The sequence below is a fragment of the Corynebacterium bovis DSM 20582 = CIP 54.80 genome (genome assembly GCF_030408615.1).
In the GTDB taxonomy this organism is placed as follows: Bacteria; Actinomycetota; Actinomycetes; order Mycobacteriales; family Mycobacteriaceae; genus Corynebacterium; species Corynebacterium bovis.
Map to the genome: position 1 here is coordinate 2021506 of NZ_CP047187.1, position 18196 is coordinate 2039701.

Genomic DNA, 18196 nt, shown 5'->3' on the forward strand with positions numbered 1-18196 from the left:
CGTGCCGCCGGATGTGCACCACCCCCCGGACAGACGACGACCCCGTCCCACCCTCCGAGGGTGGGACGGGGTCGCGCGGGCCGCTGCGTCCCGGGTGCGTCCCGGGGGCGCGCTAGCGGGCGTCGATGAGGTCGATGATGAAGACCAGGGTGCGCCCGGCCAGCGGGTGGCCGCCGCCGGCGGCGCCGTAGGCCTTCTCCGGCGGGATGACCAGCTTGCGGCGTCCGCCGACCTTCATGCCGGGGATGCCCTCCTGCCAGCCCTCGATGAGTCCGTTGAGGGGGAACTCGATGGTGTCGCCACGGTCCCAGGAGGAGTCGAACTCCTCGCCGGTCTCGTAGTCGACCCCCACGTAGTGGACCTCGACCATGCCGCCGGCGACGGCCTCCGCGCCGTCACCGACGGTGATGTCGTCGATCACCAGGTCGGTCGGTGCAGGGCCTGCCTGGACGTCGATCTGCGGCTTACTCACTGGGGCGTTCTCCTTCGCTCGTCGGGGATCTGTCTCGTCAGGTCGGCGTGGGTCGTCCTCAGCGCTGGTCGCGCGGGGTGACCGTGCGGAGGGACTTGCCGGTGTAGATCTGGCGCGGGCGGTTGATCTTCGCCTTCGGGTCGTTGACCTGCTCCAGGTAGTGGGCGATCCAGCCCGGGAGGCGGCCCATCGCGAACAGGACCGTGAAGAAGTCCGTCGGGAAGCCCATGGCCCGGTAGATCAGACCCGTGTAGAAGTCGACGTTCGGGTAGAGCTTCCGCTCGATGAAGTAGTCGTCCGCGAGGGCGATCTCCTCGAGGTTCATGGCGAGGTCGAGGAGGTTGTCGCCGCCGAGGTGCTCGAGGATCTCGTGCGCGGACTCCTTCACGATGGCGGCGCGCGGGTCGTAGTTCTTGTACACGCGGTGGCCGAAGCCCATGAGCTTCACGCCGGGCTCCTTGTTCTTCACGCGGTTCATGAAGTTCGTCGCGTCGTCGCCGCCGGCGTGGATGTCCTCGAGCATCTCGAGGACGGCCTGGTTCGCGCCGCCGTGGAGCGGGCCGGACAGGGCGTTGATGCCGGCCGCGATGGAGGCGAACATGTTCGCCTGGGAGGAGCCGACCATCCGCACCGTCGACGTCGAGCAGTTCTGCTCGTGGTCGGCGTGGAGGATGAGGAGCTTGTCGAGCGCCTTCGTGACGACCGGGTCGTTCTCGTAGGGCTCGGTCGGGTAGCCGAACATGTTCCGCAGGAAGTTCTGCCGGGCGTTGAGGCTGTTGTCCGGGTACATGTACGGCTTGCCCTTGGACGCGCGGTAGGCGTACGCGGCGAGCATCGGCACCTTCGCCATGAGGCGGTAGGTGTTGAGACGCTGGTTGTCCTTGTTCAGGACGTCGAGGGAGTCCTGGTAGTACGTCGACAGGATGTTCACCGAGGACGCGAGGACGGACATCGGGTGGGCGTCCCGCGGGAACACGCGGAACTGGCTCTTGAAGTCCTCGTCGAGGAGGGTGTGGATCCGGATGTTGTGGTTGAACGTGTCCAGCTCCTCCTGGTTCGGCAGTTCGCCGTTGATGAGGAGGTAGCTCACCTCGTTGAAGGTGGCGTTCTTCGCGAGGTCCGCGATGTCGTACCCGCGGTAGCGGAGAATCCCGTTCGCACCGTCGATGTAGGTGATGTCGGAGAGCGTCGAGCCGGTGTTGACGTAGCCGGGGTCGACCGTGGTGAGGCCGGTCTCGGCGAGCATCTTCCCGAGCGCGACACCGTCGTTGCCCTCGGTGGCCCGGACGATGTCCATCTCGTACTCCCCGCCGGGGTACTGGAGTACTGCCTTGTCCTGATTCTCGGTAGCCATTGACATACCTTTCCAAAAAGTCTGCACGTGCGTTGGTCCAACGCGTGTCTGTGTCGCCCACGCGCATCACCGAAGGTCGACGTCGAACGTGAGGTCGGTCAACAGTCAGTGTAGCGAAACCGATGAGACGTGGGACACGGGATCGCTTTCCCGGTGTGGTGTCGGTCACCCCCGGAACCGTTCACCCGTGCTGCACCAGGCTACTCTGTTCGGGGACGGCCGCCCCCGGTGGCCGCGTCGAGATGCCCCGACAGGAAAGTGCATGATGACTGACCAGATCCCCACCCTGCCCTCCTCCCTCATCCCCGCGGACGGCCGCTTCGGCTGCGGTCCGTCGAAGGTCCGCCCCGCCCAGCTCCGCGCCGTCGCGGACGCCGCCGGCATCATGGGGACCTCCCACCGGCAGCCGGCGGTGAAGAACCTCGTGGGGAGCGTCCGGGAGGGCCTGTCCTCGCTCTTCTCCCTCCCGGAGGGCCACGAGGTCGTCCTGTCCCTCGGTGGGGCGACGGCGTTCTGGGACGCGGCGTCGTTCGGTCTCGTCCGGTCGCGGTCCGCGCACCTGACCTACGGCGAGTTCTCCGGGAAGTTCGCCACCGTCGCGAAGAAGGCCCCCTGGCTCGACGAGCCGGTCGTCCACGCCTCCGAGCCGGGCACGGCCCCGTCGCCGTCGGAGCTCGACGGTGCCGACGCCGACGTCGTCGCGTGGGCGCACAACGAGACCTCGACCGGCGCGATGGTCGAGGTCCGCCGCCCGGACACCGACGCCCTCGTCGTCGTCGACGCGACCTCCGGTGCCGGCGGCCTGCCCGTCGACGTCGCGGAGACGGACGTCTACTACTTCTCCCCCCAGAAGTGCTTCGCGGCGGACGGCGGCCTGTGGCTCGCGACGGTGAGCCCGGCGGCCGTCGACCGGATCGCGGAGATCTCCGCCTCCGACCGGTACATCCCCGCGTTCCTCGACCTGCAGACCGCCGTGGAGAACTCGCGCAAGAACCAGACGTACAACACCCCGGCGGTCGCCACGCTCCTCATGCTCGACGAGCAGATCCGCTGGATGAACGACAACGGCGGCCTCGACGGCATGGTGGCCCGGACCTCGGCGAACGCCCGGGCGCTGTACAGCTGGGCGGAGAACCGCCCGGAGGCCACGCCGTTCGTCGCCGACCCGGCGGCCCGGTCGCTCGTCGTCGGCACGGTCGACCTCGACGGGTCGGTCGACGCCGCCCGCGTCGCCGCGATCCTGCGCGCGAACGGGATCGTCGACACGGAGCCGTACCGCAAGCTCGGGCGGAACCAGCTGCGCATCGGCATGTTCCCGGCCGTGGACACCGCGGACGTGGAGACGCTCACCCGCGCGCTCGACCACATCCTCGACAACGGTCTCGCCACAGCATGACCGTCGCCGCCGCCAGCGCGGCGGCGGTGACGACGAGGCCGGCCCCGATCATCCGCCGGTCGAGCTCCGGCGGCGGCGGTGCGTCGGGCGCCGGCACATCCGGTGCCGGTGCCTCCGGCGGTGCGTCGGGTGCCGGCGCGGCCGGCGGCGGGGCGGGCACAGCGGGCGCTGCGGGTGCAGCCGGCCCCGCCGCCAGCGTCATGGCCGTCACAACTGTGACAGTCGACGCAGCGACGGCGGAGCGCCCTCCACCGGACCGGTGACGCGGCTGGTGGGGGCGGGGACGGAGGGGGTCGCGGGACACAGGCACGGGCCGACCCTATCGGGAAGGCTGTACCACTTCCAGACCGCCCCGTCCCCCGCCCGCCGACGGCGACGTGCCGTCACTTTCGCTAAGGTTGTCCCAGACTGTCCCACCTGTCACGGCGACACCGTCGACCCCACCGGCGGACCGTCACCCACGTACCCGACCCCAGGAGGCGCACGATGCAGGAGCTCAGGCTCGTCACGGACGGCAGCGACCCGTCGTCGCTCCTCCTGCGCCCGGCGGACACCGACGGCACCGACGGGACCGACGGGGACACCACCCCGGCGGCCGAGTTCTGGCTGCCCGTGACCGACGAGCTGCGGGACCTCCTCGGCGTCCGCCCGGCCGCCGGCACCGCCACCGACGGCACCGCCGACGGCGCGGCGTCCGCCACGGACCCCGCCGGCACCGCGACCCCGGTCGCGCAGCCCGCCGCGGACGCCGTCCCGGCCGGCGGCACGGGCAAGGACGCCCGGCACTTCGCGTCCGGCCGCCGCCACGTCGACCAGCAGCGCAGCCCCCGGCTGCGGCTGAGCCCGAAGGACATCCAGGGACGGATCCGCCACGGCGAGTCGGTGGCGGACATCGTCGGGGACACCGGCATGGACCCGTCGCGGGTCGAGCCGTACGCCCACCCGATCCTCCTCGAGCGGGAGCGCATCGCCACCCTCGCCCACGACGCCCACCCGGTCCGCTCCGACGGGCCGGCGGAGCACACGCTGTGGGAGGTCCTCGCGACCGCGCTCGCGGCGCGCGGCGACAGCGTGCGCGACGCCGAGTGGGACGCCCACCAGGACTTCTCCGGCCAGTGGGTCGTCACGGTCGCGTGGGGCCGGGGCGGGTCGGCCCTCGAGGCGGAGTTCACCTACGAACCGCAGCGGCAGGGCCCGTCGACGGCGGTCCCGCGGAACAGCGTCGCCACCGACATCATCGACCCGCGCTTCGAGCGCCCCGTGCGCAGCGTCGCGGCGGTGACCCCCCTGTCCGGCGACCGCCCGGCGCCGCTCCACGGCGACGACGCGGAGTTCGACTACCCGCCGCGCCGCGAGGGCACCGCCCACCCGGCGGGCCGCGCGCACCTCACGGACGCCTCGGACCCGGACACCGACGCGGACGCGGACGCCGGTGCCGACGACCCGGACGGGCTGCTCCGGCACCCGGACGGGGACGCGGACGAGGGCGCGCACCGCCGTCGCCGCAAGGCCGTCACCCCGCACTGGGAGGACGTGCTGCTCGGTGTGAGGACCACCCCGAAGAAGAAGAGGTGACCGACCGGTGCACAGTGTCGTGACCCTGTGGTTCGTCACGGCGGCGGACCCGCGGGCCGTCCTCGCGGCGGAACCCCGCGCCGACCGCGGGTTCGCCCGCAAGTACCTCGCCCAGCTCAACCCCGCGTGGCCGTTGACGCACATCGGGGACTTCGACATGAACCGGTCCGCCGACCCGGGCCGGGACGAGTTCTACATCGGCGGGTACGAGGGGCTCGCGGTCGTCCGCACGGCCACGGAGCTCACCCGTCTCTCGGAGGTTCCCGACGCCGTCCGCCGCCTCATCGGGGCCGCGGACGTCTACGCGACGCTCACGCGGCCGGACGGGCTCGGCGGGATCGCCCACTGGGCGGGCGGTGACCTGCGGCGGAGCTTCTGCGCGACGCGGGAGACCGTGTTCGAGGACATCGGCCTGCCCCACCCCGCGGAGGCGCCGTTCTGGGAGGGCACGACGGAGGCGACGGGCATCCAGCTGCCGTTCATCCCGACGGAGCTCGCCGCCGCGGTCGCCCGCGCGTGGCTGGGCTTCTCCGTCTCCCCGGACGACGTCGACATCCCGGTGTCGGCCTTCGCGGTCGACGGCCGGCCCACCCCCCGGACGGGCCCGCACCCCGCGCCGCGCGCTGCCGCCGACACCGGCACAGACGCCGACGCCGACACCCCCGTCTACGACGACTACGCCGCCGCCGCGCCGCGGCCCTCGGAGTCGACGGCCCAGCTGCTGCGCGCCGCCGCGCGCTCGGTCGGCCGGGGTGTCCGCCTCGGCGCGCGGGGGGCGCAGGCGCTGTCCCACCGCGTCGGCGACGAGGTCCGCCGCCGCGCCCGGAACACCGGCCGTCGCTGACGGCCCCTCCCCCGGCGCGGCCCGGCCGGGCTCAGTCCCGCCGGGCCGCCGCGTAGAACCCCACGGCCGCCGCCGTCGCGACGTTGAGGGAGTCCGTGCCCGGGGCCATGGGGATCGTCGCCCGCACGTCCGCGGCGCGCATCGCGTGCTCGGTGAGACCGGGCCCCTCCGCGCCGACCATGACGGCGATGCGCCGCGGCCGCCCCGCGGCCCGCGCGGCCTCGGTCGCGTCACGCACGGCGTCGTCGAGCGTCCGGTCCCCGTCGGGCGTCATCGCGAGGACGGTGAACCCCCGCTCCCGGAGCCGGTCGAGGCCGCGCTGCCACGTCGTCGGCCGCCCGCCGAGGTGCGCGAACGGCACCCGCAGCACGTGCCCCATGGAGACGCGGACGACGCGCCGGTACAGCGGGTCGGCGCACCCCGCGCCGAAGACCACCGCGGCGACACCGAGCCCGGCGGCGTTGCGGAACAGGGAGCCGATGTTCTCGTGGTCGCCGACGCCCTCGAGGACGGCGACGGTGCACTCCTCGGGCAGGTCGTCGAGGACGGCGTCGACGTCGGGCTCCGGCACGCGGTCCGCGGCGGCGACGAGCCCCCGGTGCATGTCGAACCCGGCGACGGCGGCGAGCGTCGCCCGGGTCACCTCGTAGGTGGGCACGGTGTCGCTGAACCCCGGGAGCGCGGCGTCGAGCTCCTCCAACCGCGACCGGAAGCCGACGACGCACCGGACGGGGAACCGGCTCTCCAGCAGCCGCGGGACGACGAGCTTCCCCTCGGCGACGACGAGCCCCTTCCCGCCGGGCAGGTCGGGGCGGGAGTCGGAGGAGTTGAGGTCGCGGACGTCGTCGACGCGGGGGTCGGCGGGGTCGGTGACGGTCGGCCACGGGCTCATGAGCGCACCGCCCCCATGATCGGGTCGACGGCGAAGTAGACGACGAACAGCGCGGCGACGACGTAGAGCAGCGGGTGCACCGACCGGCCGCGCCCGAGGGCGACGGCGACGACGACGTGCGTGATGAACCCGACGCCGATGCCGTTGGCGATGGAGTACGTGAACGGCATGACGACGATCGTGAGGAACGCCGGCAGCGCCGTCCCCGGGTCGCGGAAGTCGATGTCCGCCACCTGGGCCATCATGAGCGACCCGACGACGACGAGCACCGGCGCGGCCGCCTCGATCGGCACGACCTCGTAGAGCGGGGTGAGGAACATCGCCAGGAGGAACAGCACGCCGGTGACGACGTTCGCGAGGCCCGTGCGGGCGCCGTCGCCGATCCCGGCGGCGGAGTCGACGAAGACGGTGTTCGACGACGACGAGACCGCCCCGCCGACGACCGCCCCCGCGCCCTCGACGACGAGGGCGGTGCGCAGCCCGGGCAGCTCCCCCCGCTCGTCCATGACCCGCGCCTGCCGGCCGAGGGCGGTCATCGTGCCCATCGCGTCGAAGAAGTTCGCGAGCACGAGGGTGAAGACGAGCAGCGCGGCGGACAGCGCGCCGAGGTGCGTCACCGCGCCGACGAGGTCGACGGCCCCGACGAGGCTGAGGTCCGGCACGCCGCCGAGGGAGTCCGGCAGACCGGGGACGGAGAGGTTCCACCCGCCCGGCCGGGCCTCGCCGTCGACGACCGACGGCCCCGCGTGCGTGAGGGCCTCGACGACGACGGCGAGGACCGTCGTCGCGACGATGCCGATGAACAGCCCGGCCCGGACCTTCCGGGCGACGAGGACACCGCAGATGAGCAGGCCGAGGGCGAAGACGACGGTCGGCCACGAGGTGATCGAGCCGTCCGTGCCGAGGGCGACGGGGACGGTCGTGTGCGCGGCATCCGGGACGCGGCGGACGAACCCGGCGTCGACGAGCCCGATCATCGCGATGAACAGGCCGATACCGACGCCGATGGCGGACTTCAGCGAGTCCGGGATCGAGGAGAAGACCGCCTCCCGGAACCCGGTGAGGGCGAGGACGACGATGACGACACCGTCGATGACGACGAGCCCCATCGCCTCCGCCCACGTCAGCCCCTCCCCCGCGACGAGGGTGACGGCGACGAGGCTGTTGATCCCGAGGCCGGTGGCGATGCCGAACGGCAGTCGGGCGACGACGCCGAACAGGACCGTCATGACCCCGGCGGCGAGCGCGGTGACGGCGGCGACCCGCGACGTGCCGAGGACCTCCCCGGTCCGGTCGGCCGTCGTCCCGAGGATGAGGGGGTTGAGCACGACGATGTACGCCATGGCGAAGAACGTCACCACCCCGCCGCGCACCTCCGTGGCGACCGTCGAGCCCCGCTCCGTGATCCTGAACCACCGGTCGAGCACCCCGGGCCCGCCGGTCGTCACCGCACCGTCCATGTCGTCCACGCCCTCCGTGTCCTCAGTGTTCTCCGGGCCCTCCGGGTCGTCCGGGCCGTCCCGGTACCGCACCAAGATTCCCACCCCCCGCCCCGACGCACAAACCCGTCCCCGGACCGGGCAGGATGGGGTCATGGACAGTCCCCCGCGCCCCGCCCGCCGCGCCGTCACCGCCGCGACCGCCACGGTGGTCCTCGGCGCCGTCCTCGCCGCGTGCGGGACCGCGCCGCCGCCCCCGTCGACGGTGCCGACCCCCCGGGTGGAGGTCGTCGCCACCCACCCCTTCGACCCGACGAGCTTCACCCAGGGTCTCGACGTCGCCCCCGACGGGTCCGTCGTCGTCGGCACGGGGCTCACCGGGCGCTCCCGGATCTACCGGACGACCCCCGACGGCCGGCAGTCGGACAGCCGGCCGCTGGACCCGGGGCTCTTCGGCGAGGGCGTCGCCGTCGCCGGGGACACCGTGTGGCAGCTGACGTGGACCGACGGCACGGCGATCCGCCGGGACGCCCGGACGCTCGCGGAGACGGGCCGGGTCCCCTACGACGGGGAGGGCTGGGGGCTGTGTTTCGACGGCCGCCGCCTCATCATGTCGGACGGCTCGGCGGACCTGACCTTCCGGGACCCCGCGACGTTCGCCGAGACCGGCCGGGTGACGGTCCGCCGCGACGGCGAGCCGGTCCGCCGGCTCAACGAGCTCGACTGCGCGGAGGACGGGACGGTGCTCGCGAACGTGTGGCAGACGGACACGATCGAGCGCATCGCCCCCGACACGGGCGAGGTCACCGCGGAGATCACCGCCGACCTCCCCCGGCCCGCGGACGCGGACGTCCTCAACGGCATCGCCCACATCCCCGGCACGGACCGGATGTACCTCACGGGCAAGCTCTGGGACACGCTGTACGAGGTGCGCGTCACCCCGTGACCGACCCCGCGGGACGGTGGTGCCGGTGGGGTCGCCGGGCACGGGTGGGTACAGTGTGGTCGAGCACGCGCCCCGGGCAGGGGCGTCCCCCACACGAAGGACGGACATGGTTTCAGCAGGCTCCGAGGACCAGCGCGACGACGTGACCGGCGACCGGGCCGGGGACCCAGCCGGGGCGGCACCGGCGACGTCGCGGAAACAGCGGCGGCGGAAGGCCCAGCGCCGGCAGCTGCGGGTCATGGCGGTCATCGCGGTGCTCGTCGTCGTGGTGGTCGTCGGCGCGATCGGTTTCCAGCGCTGGTGGGACTCCCGCCCGGGCACGCCGCCCCGGGACCTCCGGGTCACCGCGACGGTCGGCGGCGAGTCCCGGGACATCGCCCCGTACTCCGCCTGCCCGCTCGACGACGCGGACTGCCACGGGGACGCCCCGGCCCGCATCCCCCTCGGCCCGGACGACTCGGCGACGCTGTCGATCCCCGGGGAGGTCTCCGACCACGACTGGTCGATGCTGACGATCTACGACGACCCGGCGGCGAACCGGGAGCAGTACTTCACGGCGGACCAGACGGACTCCGTCACCGTCGCCGGCCGGGCGGACTCGGCGAAGGCCGACAGCCCGCGGCTGACCGTCGTCGAGATCCACTCCCTCGTCGTCGGCACGGACGACGCCGGCGAGGAGACCCCGTACGCCGTCGTCTGGTCGATCGCCCCGGAGGACGTCCCGGTCAGCGCGGACGCCTCCTGACCGCCGGGCCCGACCGCCGGGCCCGACCTCAGGAGTCGAGTTCGCGCGCGATCGTCCGGAGGATCTCGGCGACGCGGTGCCCCTCGCCCCGGTTGGGGCGGCGCCCCTTCTGGAGCCCGGGCTGGATCTGGTTCTCCAGGATCGTGATCGTGTCCTGGACCATCGAATGGAGCTGGTCGGGGCGGTACCGGTGCTGGGCCCGCCGCGGACCGTCGTCGAGCACCGTGACCCGCAGGGCCTGGGGGCCGCGGCGGCCGGTGGCGACGTCGTACTCCAGCCGCTGGCCGGGCACGAGTTCCGTCACCCCGTCCGGGAGCACCTGGGAGCCCACGTAGACGTCCTCGTCCCCCGGGTTCGAGACGAACCCGAAGCCGCGGTCGGCGTCATACCACTTCACTTTTCCGGTCGGCATACGCTCATCCCTCTCTTCTGCGTGAAAGAACGATCATACCCGCGGCCGGCGGAGGTTCCCAACGGTCCGGCGTCACCGGCCCGAAGATCACGATTTGACCCCTAAACGTGACTATTTCGTTACAAACCGCTACTCTGGCCGGCAACCACCACGGAACCGACACGGAAGGGACCACGCCTCCTCATGGGACGTCACTCCACACGCAGCTCCTCGTTCTCGACCTCAGCGCGTCTCGCCGTCGCCGGCCTCGCCGTCGGCAGCCTCGGCGCCCTCGTCGCCCCGGCCGCGCACGCGGCCCCCGACTCCGACTGGGACCGCCTCGCGCAGTGCGAGTCCGGCGGTGACTGGGCGATCAACACCGGCAACGGCTTCCAGGGCGGACTCCAGTTCTCCCCCAGCACGTGGAGCGCCCACGGCGGCGGCGAGTTCGCCGCGACCGCGAACCAGGCCTCCCGTGAGCAGCAGATCGCCGTCGCCGAGCGCGTCCTCGCCAGCCAGGGCTGGGGCGCCTGGCCCGCCTGCTCGGCGAGCCTCGGCCTGAACTCCGGCCCGACGGACCGCTCCGCCGCCCCCGCGCCGGCCCCGGCACCCGCCCCGGCCCCGGAGCAGAACCCGGCCGAGACGATCGTCAACGCCCACTCGGTCCCCCAGGTCGACGCCCTCCACGACACCCTCGTCGCCGCCGCACAGGCCGCCGGCGTGGAGATCCCCCAGCCGCTCGAGGAGCTCTACCACCGCTACCGCGACGCGCTCGAGTCCGGCTACGCCGCGACCGTCGAGCAGGTCCGTGCCGCCGCCGACCAGGCGTCGGTCCAGGCCGAGGCCTTCCGGGACAGCCTGCCGGCCCCGGTGCGCGACGCCCTGCGCTGAGCGCGCCGCACCGGCCCCGGGGGGATGGGGCGGGGTCAGGGTCAGCGGCCGACGGTCAGCGGCCGAAGACCGGGTTGGTCCTGGTGTAGGGGTGGACGTAGGGGAGGGACTCCGCGGGGACGGGGAACTCGATGTCACCGTAGGGGCTCAGCGCCCCGGCGGTGTCGGCCACGATCTCCGTCACCGCGTGCTCTCCCGGCGCGAGGTCCTTCGGCCAGCCCGGATCGACGTAGTACTTCTTCTCAACGTTCGCCATACGCTCCAGCTTTCCACACCGCCCCGCCCCACGCCATCCACCGTGGGACGCACCCCCCGCTACGATGGAGCACCTATGACCACGAACGCCTCCTCCCCCGACGGCGGCGGGGTCCCCAGCTTCGTCGACTGGCTCACCGACCACGGTGACGCCGCCCTCGTCGACCTGCTGCACCGTCTCCGTGTGCTGCACCCCGGCGGCCGCGACATCATCGGTGCCGTGGCGGACCCCCACGCCCTCCGCCACCTCCGGGCCGTGGACCTCGCCCTTCTCCACGCCGCCGTGGAGGCGGGGGGCCACGAGGCCCCCGTCACCGGCGCCGACGTCACCGCCGCCCTCACCACCCTCCTCGACGACACGGGCTGCACCCGTCGCCCCGACCCGGCGGACCTCCGCGACGCCGCCGGGGTCCTCGCCCGGTGGGCGCTGCTGTACGGCCCCGGGTTCCGGCTCGACGGCCCCACCGCGGAGGCCGCCGAGGGGGACTGGGACGACGTCGTGCTCGCCGTCCCCGCCCACGTCGCCCGGCTCCTCGACCCGACGACCGACCACCTGTGGCGCCGCGTCGACGTCCACCGCTGCCCGGTCCCCACGGCGGAGCTCCCCGCCCTCGTCGCGGACCTGCCCACCCGGCAGCGCCGGCTCCTCGACACCCTCCACGCGAGCGGCGGCATCGGCCGGTCGTCGAGCCTCGGGGACCCGGACAGCCCCCTGTCCGGCCTGCTCCGGGCCGGTGTCCTCGACCGGGTCGACGACGAGACGGCCCGGCTGTCCGGCCGGGTCTCCGCCGTCGTCGGCGGCACGCTCGTGTCCGAGCCGGGCGGTGACCTCCGCCCGCCCCGCCCCGCCGACCCGGACCCGCGCCGCGACGCGGCCTCCGTCGCCGCCGCCGTGGAGACGCTGCGTCGGCTCGTCGACCTGCTCACCGACCTCGGCCGCTCCCCCCTCAGCCCCCTCGCGGCGGGCGGCGTCGGCCCCCGGGAGCTGACGAAGGTGGCCCGCCGCCTCGACGTGACCGTCGACGAGGTCGCGGAGGACGTCGCCCTGTGCCGGCACGCGGGGTTCATCGCCTGCGACCACCCCACCCCCGCGCCCGTCGACGACCACGGCGGACCGTACTGGGCCGTCACCGCGCGGGGCGCGGAGTTCCTCGACGCCCCGCTCGACCTCCGCTGGGCGATGCTGCTCCGGGGCTGGACGACGAGCCCCCACGCCCCCTGGCTCGCCGACCGGCGGGGGGCGCGGCTGCTCCAGCCCGAGCTCGACGACGCCGCCGTCGCGGGCCTGCGCCGCCTCGTTCCGGACCTCCTCGCGACCGCCCCCGCCGACACCCCGGCGGCGACGGTGTGGCGGCTCCGGCCCGCCCAGGCGGCCGTGACCCGGCCCGGGGACCTCGACGCCGTCCTCGCCGAGGCCGACCGGCTCGGCCTGCCCGGCGCGGCCGCGGCGGCGGTGGCGGCGACCGACGACGTCGGGGAGCTCGCCGCGGCGCTGCGGGAGATCCTCCCGCCCCCGGTGACGACACTCATCATCCAGGCCGACCACACGATCCTCGCCCCGGGCCCGCTGACCCCGGAGGCCGAGACGTGGCTGCGCCGCATCGCCGACCGGGAGTCCAGCGGCATGGCCAGCGTGTGGCGGGTGACGCCGGAGAGCCTCGCCCGGGCGGTGCGCGCCGGCGACACGGCCGCGGACATCGAGGGGTTCCTGTCCTCCTACACGCGGGAGATCCCGCAGGCCCTGCGGTACATGATCACCGACACGGCCCGCGCGGCGACGACGGCGACGGTCGGCACGGCGTCGTCGTACATCGTCGGGCCCGACGCCGCGACGGTCGACGGGGTCGTCTCCACGGCGGCGACGGTCTCCCCCGGGCTGCCGCTGCGCCGGCTCGCCCCGACGGTGCTCGTCAGCCCGCTCCAGGTCTCCGCCGTCGTCGAGGCCCTCGAGTCGGCGGGGGTCCGCCTCACCCTCGAGGACGGCGGGGCGCGCGTGACGACCGGCCCGGCCCCGTCCCGGGTGCCCGACCCCCCGTCCCCGGTGCCCGACGGCCGGGCGGAGGCCGCGGCCGCGGTCGAGGCGTTCCGGCGCGCCCGGGCCGCCGCCCCCGTCGACGGTGACCTGCGGACCGTGCGCGAACCGCGGGAGGTCATGGCCGCGCTGCGGGAGGCGTACGTCGCCGGGCACCGGGTCCGGCTGGCGTACGTCGACGCCACCGGCACGGCGACCCGCGACTGGGTGTCGGTCGTGACGATGACGCCGTCGTCGATCGTCGCCGTCTCCGAGACCGGCGGCGGGTCCCTGTCCGTCCAACCGCACCGGATCGCCTCGGTGCAGGTGCCCGTCCCCCCGGCGTAGACTGGTCCCCTTCGTCCACCGCCACCAGGGAGGCACGCGTGAATCTCGGCACCGGCCCGCTCATCGTCCAGTCGGACAAGACCGTCCTGCTGGAGATCGACCACGATCTCGCGCAGGAGGCCCGCACCGCGCTCGCCCCGTTCGCGGAACTCGAACGGGCCCCGGAGCACGTCCACACCTACCGGATCACCCCGCTGGCGTTGTGGAACGCCCGCGCGGCCGGCCATGACGCGGAGCAGGTCGTCGACGCCCTCGAGCGCTACTCCCGCTTCCCCGTCCCCCAGCCGCTGCTCATCGACATCGCGGAGACGATGGACCGGTACGGCCGGCTGACCCTCGTGCGGGACCCGGCCCACGGCCTCGTCCTCCAGAGCCGGGACCCGGCGGTGCTCGCGGAGGTCCGGCGGCACCGCCGCATCCGGCCGATGCTCGGGGCGGACCTCGACGGCGACTCGGTCGTCGTCCACCCCTCGGAGCGTGGCCGGCTCAAGCAGGAGCTGCTCAAGGTCGGCTGGCCGGCCGAGGACCTCGCCGGCTACGTCGACGGCGAGGCGCACCCCATCGCCCTGTCGACCGAGACGGAGGACTGGCAGCTGCGGGACTACCAGCAGATGGCGGCCGACTCGTTCTGGGACGGCGGCTCGGGCGTCGTCGTCCTGCCCTGCGGGGCGGGCAAGACGATGGTCGGCGCCGCGGCGATGGCCCGCAGCCGGACGACGACGCTCATCCTCGTGACGAACACCGTCGCCGGCCGGCAGTGGCGCGACGAGCTGCTGCGCCGCACGACCCTCACCGAGGAGGAGATCGGCGAGTACTCCGGGGAACGCAAGGAGATCCGCCCGGTGACCATCGCCACGTACCAGGTCGTCACGCGCCGCACGAAGGGCGAGTTCCGGTCGCTGGAGCTGTTCGACTCCCGGGACTGGGGGCTCATCATCTACGACGAGGTCCACCTGCTGCCCGCCCCCGTGTTCCGCATGACCTCGGACCTCCAGTCGCGCCGCCGCCTCGGCCTCACCGCGACGCTCGTCCGGGAGGACGGCCGGGAGGGCGACGTGTTCTCCCTCATCGGCCCGAAGCGGTACGACGCGCCGTGGAAGGACATCGAGGCCCAGGGGTGGATCGCCCCGGCGGAGTGCACCGAGGTCCGCGTGAGCCTCACCGACGCCGAGCGGATGGTCTACGCCACGGCGGAGCCCGCGGACCGGTACCGGCTCGCGGCGACGTCGGCGACGAAGACCCGCACGGTCCGCCGCCTCCTCGCCCGTCACCCGGGGGAGCCGACGCTCATCATCGGCGCGTACGTCGACCAGCTCGAGGAGCTCGGCGCGGAGCTGGACGCCCCCGTCATCGACGGCAGGACGAGCACGACGCGGCGCGAGGCGCTCTACGCCGCCTTCCGGGCCGGGGAGGTGCGGGTGCTCGTCGTGAGCAAGGTCGCGAACTTCTCCGTGGACCTGCCCGGCGCGTCCGTGGCGATCCAGGTGTCCGGCACGTTCGGCTCGCGGCAGGAGGAGGCGCAGCGGCTCGGGCGGCTGTTGCGCCCGAAGCCGGACGGGGGCGCGGCCCACTTCTACTCCGTCGTCGCCCGTGACACACTGGACAGCGAGTACGCCGCCCACCGTCAGCGTTTCCTCGCCGAGCAGGGGTACGGCTACCGCATCATCGACTCCACCGACCTCGACGAGGAGACCGCGTGACCGACTTCCACTTCTCCGTTGACGACCCCTACGCCCGGAAGCACAACGAGTTCTTCCGCGACGCCCGCCGTCTCCAGTGGTCGGCGGGGATCCTCGCGCTCATCCTCGTCGTCGCCGCGGTCCTCGCCGTGACGCTCGACTCCTTCTCGACGGGGGCCGTCCTCGTCGCCGGGGCCCTCGTCATCCTCGCGGTGATCTGTCTCGTCATCATCCCCGCCCTGCCGAAGGCGATGGGCAGCCCGCAGCAGTACTACGACACGTACGCGCTGGTCCCCGCCGTCGTCGCGAAGGTCAACCCCCGCGACCTCGTGCTCATGGCGCTCGTCGACGCGGCCGTGGAGGGGTCCGGGGCGTCGGCCCCGGCGCTGGCGGTGCGCACGGTGACGTCGGTCCCCGGCGTCGCCCGCGAGGTCGGCGCCCGCGTCCCCTCCGTCGCCGTCACCGGCGGCCGGACGATGTCGGACCGCACCCACTGGCAGGAGATCTCGCCGATGCCGGTGTGCTGGGGCACGCCGGACCGCGACGTGTGGCGCGCCGCGGAGGAGGCGGTCCCGGCGTCCGCGTGGCGTCGCCTCGGTGAGCTCGTCGGGAGGGTCGACGAGGTCGTCGCGACGAAGCACAACCTCCTCCCCCTCGACCGCGCCCGCTGACGGGCCACCCGGGCCGGGCGCTCAGACGTCGAGGTCGACGGTCACCATGCGGTGGTCGCTGCCGACCTCCGGGGGCATGAGCCCGGACAGCGGCTCGCCGGGCGCGGGCCACACGACGTGCGCGTCGCGCACGGGCAGCCCCCGGGACGGCAGCACGTAGTCCGCGCGGAGGTTCCCGGGCGTCGGGTCGGCGAAGTCGGCGGTGTCCTCCGCCGGCGGGTTGAGGTGCGCGGCGTTGCCCGGCTGGGCCGCCGCGACGACCGCGCCGTCGCTCGTGGGGTGGGGGTCGTGGACCCAGGGCACGGCGAGCAGCTGGTTGATGCCGGGGAACCCGGCGCCGCCGTCGTGGGGGTCGGAGTTCTGGTCGCCGAAGACGATGAACTCGGCGTCCGGGTCGAGGCCCCCGCGCCGGCCGGCGTCGTCGACGATCCAATCCGCGGCCGCCCCGCCCCGGATGTAGTCGGCGGTGAGGCGGATCTCGTCGGAGTTCCGGCGCCCGTTGCGCTGCTCCGGGCCGTCGAAGGACGGCGGGGTGGGGTGGGAGACGAGCAGGTGGATGCGGCGGCCCCGCACGTCGACGGGCAGGTCCCAGTGGGACTTGCTCGACAACCGCAGGCTGTCGGCGGTGTCGCCGTAGAAGTCGCGGGGCAGGAGTGCCCCGGGGACCTGCGCCCACCGGAGGGTCCGGAAGGTCCGCATGTCGTCGGCCCGGAGCGGGTACCGGGAGAACACGGCCATGCCGTACTGGCCGGGGAACGCCCCGAAGCCCCAGGCGTCGTCGGGTCCGTGGAGACGGCCGTCGCCGTTGAGGTCGAGGCCGGAGTCCACGCCGGTGTTCACGGGGGCGCTGACGGCGTAGGGGTAGGTCACCGGGTCGCCGGGGAGGTCGGGGTTCTCCAGGTAGTTCCGGCGGAAGAGGTCGAGGGCCCGGCCGTCGGGGTCGTGGTCGAACTCGTTGACGACGAGGATGTCCGGGGCCTGCGCGCGCATGACGGTCGCGACGGCCCGGGCCTGCGGGTTGTCGGGGGTGGACAGGTCGCGGACGAGGTCGCCCTCGTGGGCTCGGTTGAGGCTGGCGTTGTACGTCGCCACCCGGAGGCCGGGGGCCGGGGCCGGGGTGCCGACGGACGATCCCGCGACGGACCCGGCGACGGACCCGGACGCGGCGGCGGTGGTGACGGTCGTGGTGGTGGCGGTGAGGAGGGTGCCCGCGGTGACGAGCGCGGTGGTGGAACGGTGCAGGTGACGGCGCATGGGCGTCACACTAGCGGCCCCCGGTGAACACCCGGTGACGGCCGGGTGGCCATCCACCGGGCGGCGTCGAGGACCCGGCGCCGCCACTCGGCGGGCGGGGCGACGAGGTGGTCGGAGACGTAGTGCCGCTCCTCGACCTGCGCCCCGGCGTCGTGGAACACCCGGGAGGCGACGTCCGGCGGGGTGCCGGTCGTGTCCGCGTCGGCGGCGCTGAGGAACACGGGCGTGCCGGCGGTGCCGGGGGGAAGGGGTCCGTCGTCCCCCACCCGGGGACTGAAGGCGACGAGCCAGTCGACCTCCACCTCCCGCAGGGCCCGCATCCCGCTGCCGAACACGACCGAGCCGACACCCGGGGCGTCCGGGAACCGGTCGCGGACGGCGGCGACGGCGCGGGCCACCGCCGCGGGCGGCACCGGCAGCGGGTGGACGAGGTCGACGACGGTCACGCCGGACTGCTCGGCGAGCGCGGCGAAGAGCGGCAGCCACAGCTGGTCGTGGGAGGCCCCGTCCCCGAACCACCCGGGGCCGCCGTGCAGGGCCACGGCCACCGCCCCGGTCCGCGGCGTCGGGACCCCCGACGGGGTGAGCACGGTGCCGGTGACCTGCGTCCCGGGGACGGCGAACGGGGTGGGCTCCGGGCCGGTGCGGGTGAAGGCCACCCCGGGCATCGAGTGGTCGAGCCCCGCGCCGAGGACGAGCTGGCTGGAGTGGCTGAGCAGGTCCGGCAGCCGCGCCCACAGGCGTTCGACGCGGTCGGTGCGCGCGGCGGTGTCGTCCCCCTCCCCCGGCCCGGCGGCGACGGCCTCCCACATCTCCGGGTAGCTGTCCTCCATGAACTGGACGAGCTGCGTGAGCTGCCCCTCCGGGGTCAGCGGCGCGACCCCCTCCTGGACGTCACCGGACGGCGCGGCGACGGGGATGTCCTCCGCCTGCTGCGCCCGGCCTGTGGTCCCTGCTGCACGGTCTGCTCCCATGCCCCGGGAGTCTACCCGCGCCCCCGGGTGCCTCCCCGCGGCCGGTGCCCGGGCCCGTA

Annotated in this window: 17 protein-coding genes; 9 read left to right on the forward strand and 8 right to left on the reverse strand. The window is 74.1% G+C overall.

Annotated features, from left to right (window positions below):
• Positions 1–112: 112 nt before the first annotated feature.
• Positions 113–472 (reverse strand): FKBP-type peptidyl-prolyl cis-trans isomerase, encoded by a 360-nt coding sequence (locus CBOVI_RS08225; protein ID WP_010269555.1) that lies wholly within the window; start codon positions 470–472, stop codon positions 113–115.
• A 58-nt stretch (positions 473–530) separates the two neighbouring features.
• Positions 531–1826: a citrate synthase gene (locus tag CBOVI_RS08230; RefSeq protein WP_029157893.1), complete on the reverse strand. Its 1296-nt coding sequence runs from the start codon at positions 1824–1826 to the stop codon at positions 531–533.
• Positions 1827–2091: 265 nt separating this feature from the next.
• Between CBOVI_RS08230 and serC the strand changes: the two genes are divergently transcribed.
• The 3 genes from serC to CBOVI_RS08245 all read left to right on the forward strand — a co-directional run bounded on the left by serC (position 2092) and on the right by CBOVI_RS08245 (position 5641).
• Positions 2092–3222 (forward strand): phosphoserine transaminase, encoded by a 1131-nt coding sequence (serC, locus tag CBOVI_RS08235; RefSeq protein ID WP_029157892.1) that lies wholly within the window; start codon positions 2092–2094, stop codon positions 3220–3222.
• 486 nt (positions 3223–3708) lie between these two features.
• Entirely contained in the window at positions 3709–4797 is a 1089-nt protein-coding gene (gene sepH, locus CBOVI_RS08240) for a septation protein SepH (protein ID WP_125187559.1), read from the forward strand.
• A gap of 7 nt (positions 4798–4804) precedes the next feature.
• Positions 4805–5641 (forward strand): DUF6928 family protein, encoded by an 837-nt coding sequence (locus tag CBOVI_RS08245; RefSeq protein ID WP_125186075.1) that lies wholly within the window; start codon positions 4805–4807, stop codon positions 5639–5641.
• Between the two features lie 31 nt (positions 5642–5672).
• On the opposite strand, the gene CBOVI_RS08250 is transcribed toward CBOVI_RS08245, so the two are convergent.
• Together CBOVI_RS08250 and CBOVI_RS08255 are read right to left on the reverse strand one after the other, a co-directional pair.
• Complete coding sequence (locus CBOVI_RS08250; protein WP_125174728.1) at positions 5673–6533, reverse strand: TrmH family RNA methyltransferase; 861 nt, start codon at positions 6531–6533, stop codon at positions 5673–5675.
• Positions 6530–7993: an NCS2 family permease gene (locus tag CBOVI_RS08255; protein WP_029157815.1), complete on the reverse strand. Its 1464-nt coding sequence runs from the start codon at positions 7991–7993 to the stop codon at positions 6530–6532. The genes CBOVI_RS08250 and CBOVI_RS08255 overlap by 4 nt, the downstream gene beginning before the upstream one ends.
• Positions 7994–8126: 133 nt before the next feature.
• On the opposite strand from CBOVI_RS08255, the gene CBOVI_RS08260 reads away from it, so the two are divergent.
• Both CBOVI_RS08260 and CBOVI_RS08265 read left to right on the forward strand, forming a co-directional pair.
• Positions 8127–8918 carry a glutaminyl-peptide cyclotransferase gene (locus CBOVI_RS08260; protein ID WP_010267452.1) on the forward strand — a complete coding sequence of 264 codons (792 nt, stop codon included), beginning with the start codon at positions 8127–8129 and terminating at the stop codon, positions 8916–8918.
• A gap of 106 nt (positions 8919–9024) precedes the next feature.
• Positions 9025–9663: a DUF2771 domain-containing protein gene (locus tag CBOVI_RS08265; RefSeq protein WP_010267455.1), complete on the forward strand. Its 639-nt coding sequence runs from the start codon at positions 9025–9027 to the stop codon at positions 9661–9663.
• Positions 9664–9691: 28 nt separating this feature from the next.
• On the opposite strand, the gene CBOVI_RS08270 is transcribed toward CBOVI_RS08265, so the two are convergent.
• Positions 9692–10075, reverse strand: coding sequence for a cold-shock protein (locus CBOVI_RS08270; protein ID WP_010267456.1), 384 nt, complete (start codon positions 10073–10075; stop codon positions 9692–9694).
• A gap of 183 nt (positions 10076–10258) precedes the next feature.
• Between CBOVI_RS08270 and CBOVI_RS08275 the strand changes: the two genes are divergently transcribed.
• Complete coding sequence (locus CBOVI_RS08275) at positions 10259–10945, forward strand: resuscitation-promoting factor Rpf1 domain-containing protein (RefSeq protein WP_010267458.1); 687 nt, start codon at positions 10259–10261, stop codon at positions 10943–10945.
• 55 nt (positions 10946–11000) lie between these two features.
• Here the strand turns inward: CBOVI_RS08275 and CBOVI_RS08280 are convergent, their stop codons facing one another.
• On the reverse strand, positions 11001–11201 hold the full coding sequence (locus CBOVI_RS08280) for a hypothetical protein (protein ID WP_010267461.1): 201 nt from the start codon (positions 11199–11201) through the stop codon (positions 11001–11003).
• A gap of 75 nt (positions 11202–11276) precedes the next feature.
• On the opposite strand from CBOVI_RS08280, the gene CBOVI_RS08285 reads away from it, so the two are divergent.
• From CBOVI_RS08285 to CBOVI_RS08295, 3 genes are read left to right on the forward strand one after another with little or no spacing between them, the layout of a single operon-like run.
• Positions 11277–13559: a helicase-associated domain-containing protein gene (locus CBOVI_RS08285; RefSeq protein WP_125186074.1), complete on the forward strand. Its 2283-nt coding sequence runs from the start codon at positions 11277–11279 to the stop codon at positions 13557–13559.
• A 38-nt stretch (positions 13560–13597) separates the two neighbouring features.
• A complete protein-coding gene (locus tag CBOVI_RS08290) occupies positions 13598–15259 on the forward strand; it encodes a DNA repair helicase XPB (protein ID WP_010264081.1) in 1662 nt (553 codons plus the stop codon).
• Positions 15256–15909, forward strand: coding sequence for a DUF3239 domain-containing protein (locus tag CBOVI_RS08295; RefSeq protein WP_010264084.1), 654 nt, complete (start codon positions 15256–15258; stop codon positions 15907–15909). The genes CBOVI_RS08290 and CBOVI_RS08295 overlap by 4 nt, the downstream gene beginning before the upstream one ends.
• Before the next feature lie 21 nt (positions 15910–15930).
• On the opposite strand, the gene CBOVI_RS08300 is transcribed toward CBOVI_RS08295, so the two are convergent.
• Positions 15931–17163 (reverse strand): endonuclease/exonuclease/phosphatase family protein, encoded by a 1233-nt coding sequence (locus CBOVI_RS08300; RefSeq protein ID WP_010264088.1) that lies wholly within the window; start codon positions 17161–17163, stop codon positions 15931–15933.
• Between the two features lie 5 nt (positions 17164–17168).
• Entirely contained in the window at positions 17169–18137 is a 969-nt protein-coding gene (locus CBOVI_RS08305; RefSeq protein WP_010264091.1) for a hypothetical protein, read from the reverse strand.
• Positions 18138–18196: the final 59 nt, after the last annotated feature.

What these genes read in the sequence shown, in the direction of transcription:
- CBOVI_RS08230 (WP_029157893.1), bottom strand. Translation starts at nt 1,826, where the DNA reads ATGGCTACCGAGAATCAGGACAAGGCAGTACTCCAGTACCCCGGCGGG.
- serC (WP_029157892.1), top strand. Translation starts at nt 2,092, where the DNA reads ATGACTGACCAGATCCCCACCCTGCCCTCCTCCCTCATCCCCGCGGAC.
- sepH (WP_125187559.1), top strand. Translation starts at nt 3,709, where the DNA reads ATGCAGGAGCTCAGGCTCGTCACGGACGGCAGCGACCCGTCGTCGCTC.
- CBOVI_RS08250 (WP_125174728.1), bottom strand. Translation starts at nt 6,533, where the DNA reads ATGAGCCCGTGGCCGACCGTCACCGACCCCGCCGACCCCCGCGTCGAC.
- CBOVI_RS08255 (WP_029157815.1), bottom strand. Translation starts at nt 7,993, where the DNA reads ATGGACGGTGCGGTGACGACCGGCGGGCCCGGGGTGCTCGACCGGTGG.
- CBOVI_RS08260 (WP_010267452.1), top strand. Translation starts at nt 8,127, where the DNA reads ATGGACAGTCCCCCGCGCCCCGCCCGCCGCGCCGTCACCGCCGCGACC.
- CBOVI_RS08265 (WP_010267455.1), top strand. Translation starts at nt 9,025, where the DNA reads ATGGTTTCAGCAGGCTCCGAGGACCAGCGCGACGACGTGACCGGCGAC.
- CBOVI_RS08270 (WP_010267456.1), bottom strand. Translation starts at nt 10,075, where the DNA reads ATGCCGACCGGAAAAGTGAAGTGGTATGACGCCGACCGCGGCTTCGGG.
- CBOVI_RS08275 (WP_010267458.1), top strand. Translation starts at nt 10,259, where the DNA reads ATGGGACGTCACTCCACACGCAGCTCCTCGTTCTCGACCTCAGCGCGT.
- CBOVI_RS08280 (WP_010267461.1), bottom strand. Translation starts at nt 11,201, where the DNA reads ATGGCGAACGTTGAGAAGAAGTACTACGTCGATCCGGGCTGGCCGAAG.
- CBOVI_RS08285 (WP_125186074.1), top strand. Translation starts at nt 11,277, where the DNA reads ATGACCACGAACGCCTCCTCCCCCGACGGCGGCGGGGTCCCCAGCTTC.
- CBOVI_RS08300 (WP_010264088.1), bottom strand. Translation starts at nt 17,163, where the DNA reads ATGCGCCGTCACCTGCACCGTTCCACCACCGCGCTCGTCACCGCGGGC.
- CBOVI_RS08305 (WP_010264091.1), bottom strand. Translation starts at nt 18,137, where the DNA reads ATGGGAGCAGACCGTGCAGCAGGGACCACAGGCCGGGCGCAGCAGGCG.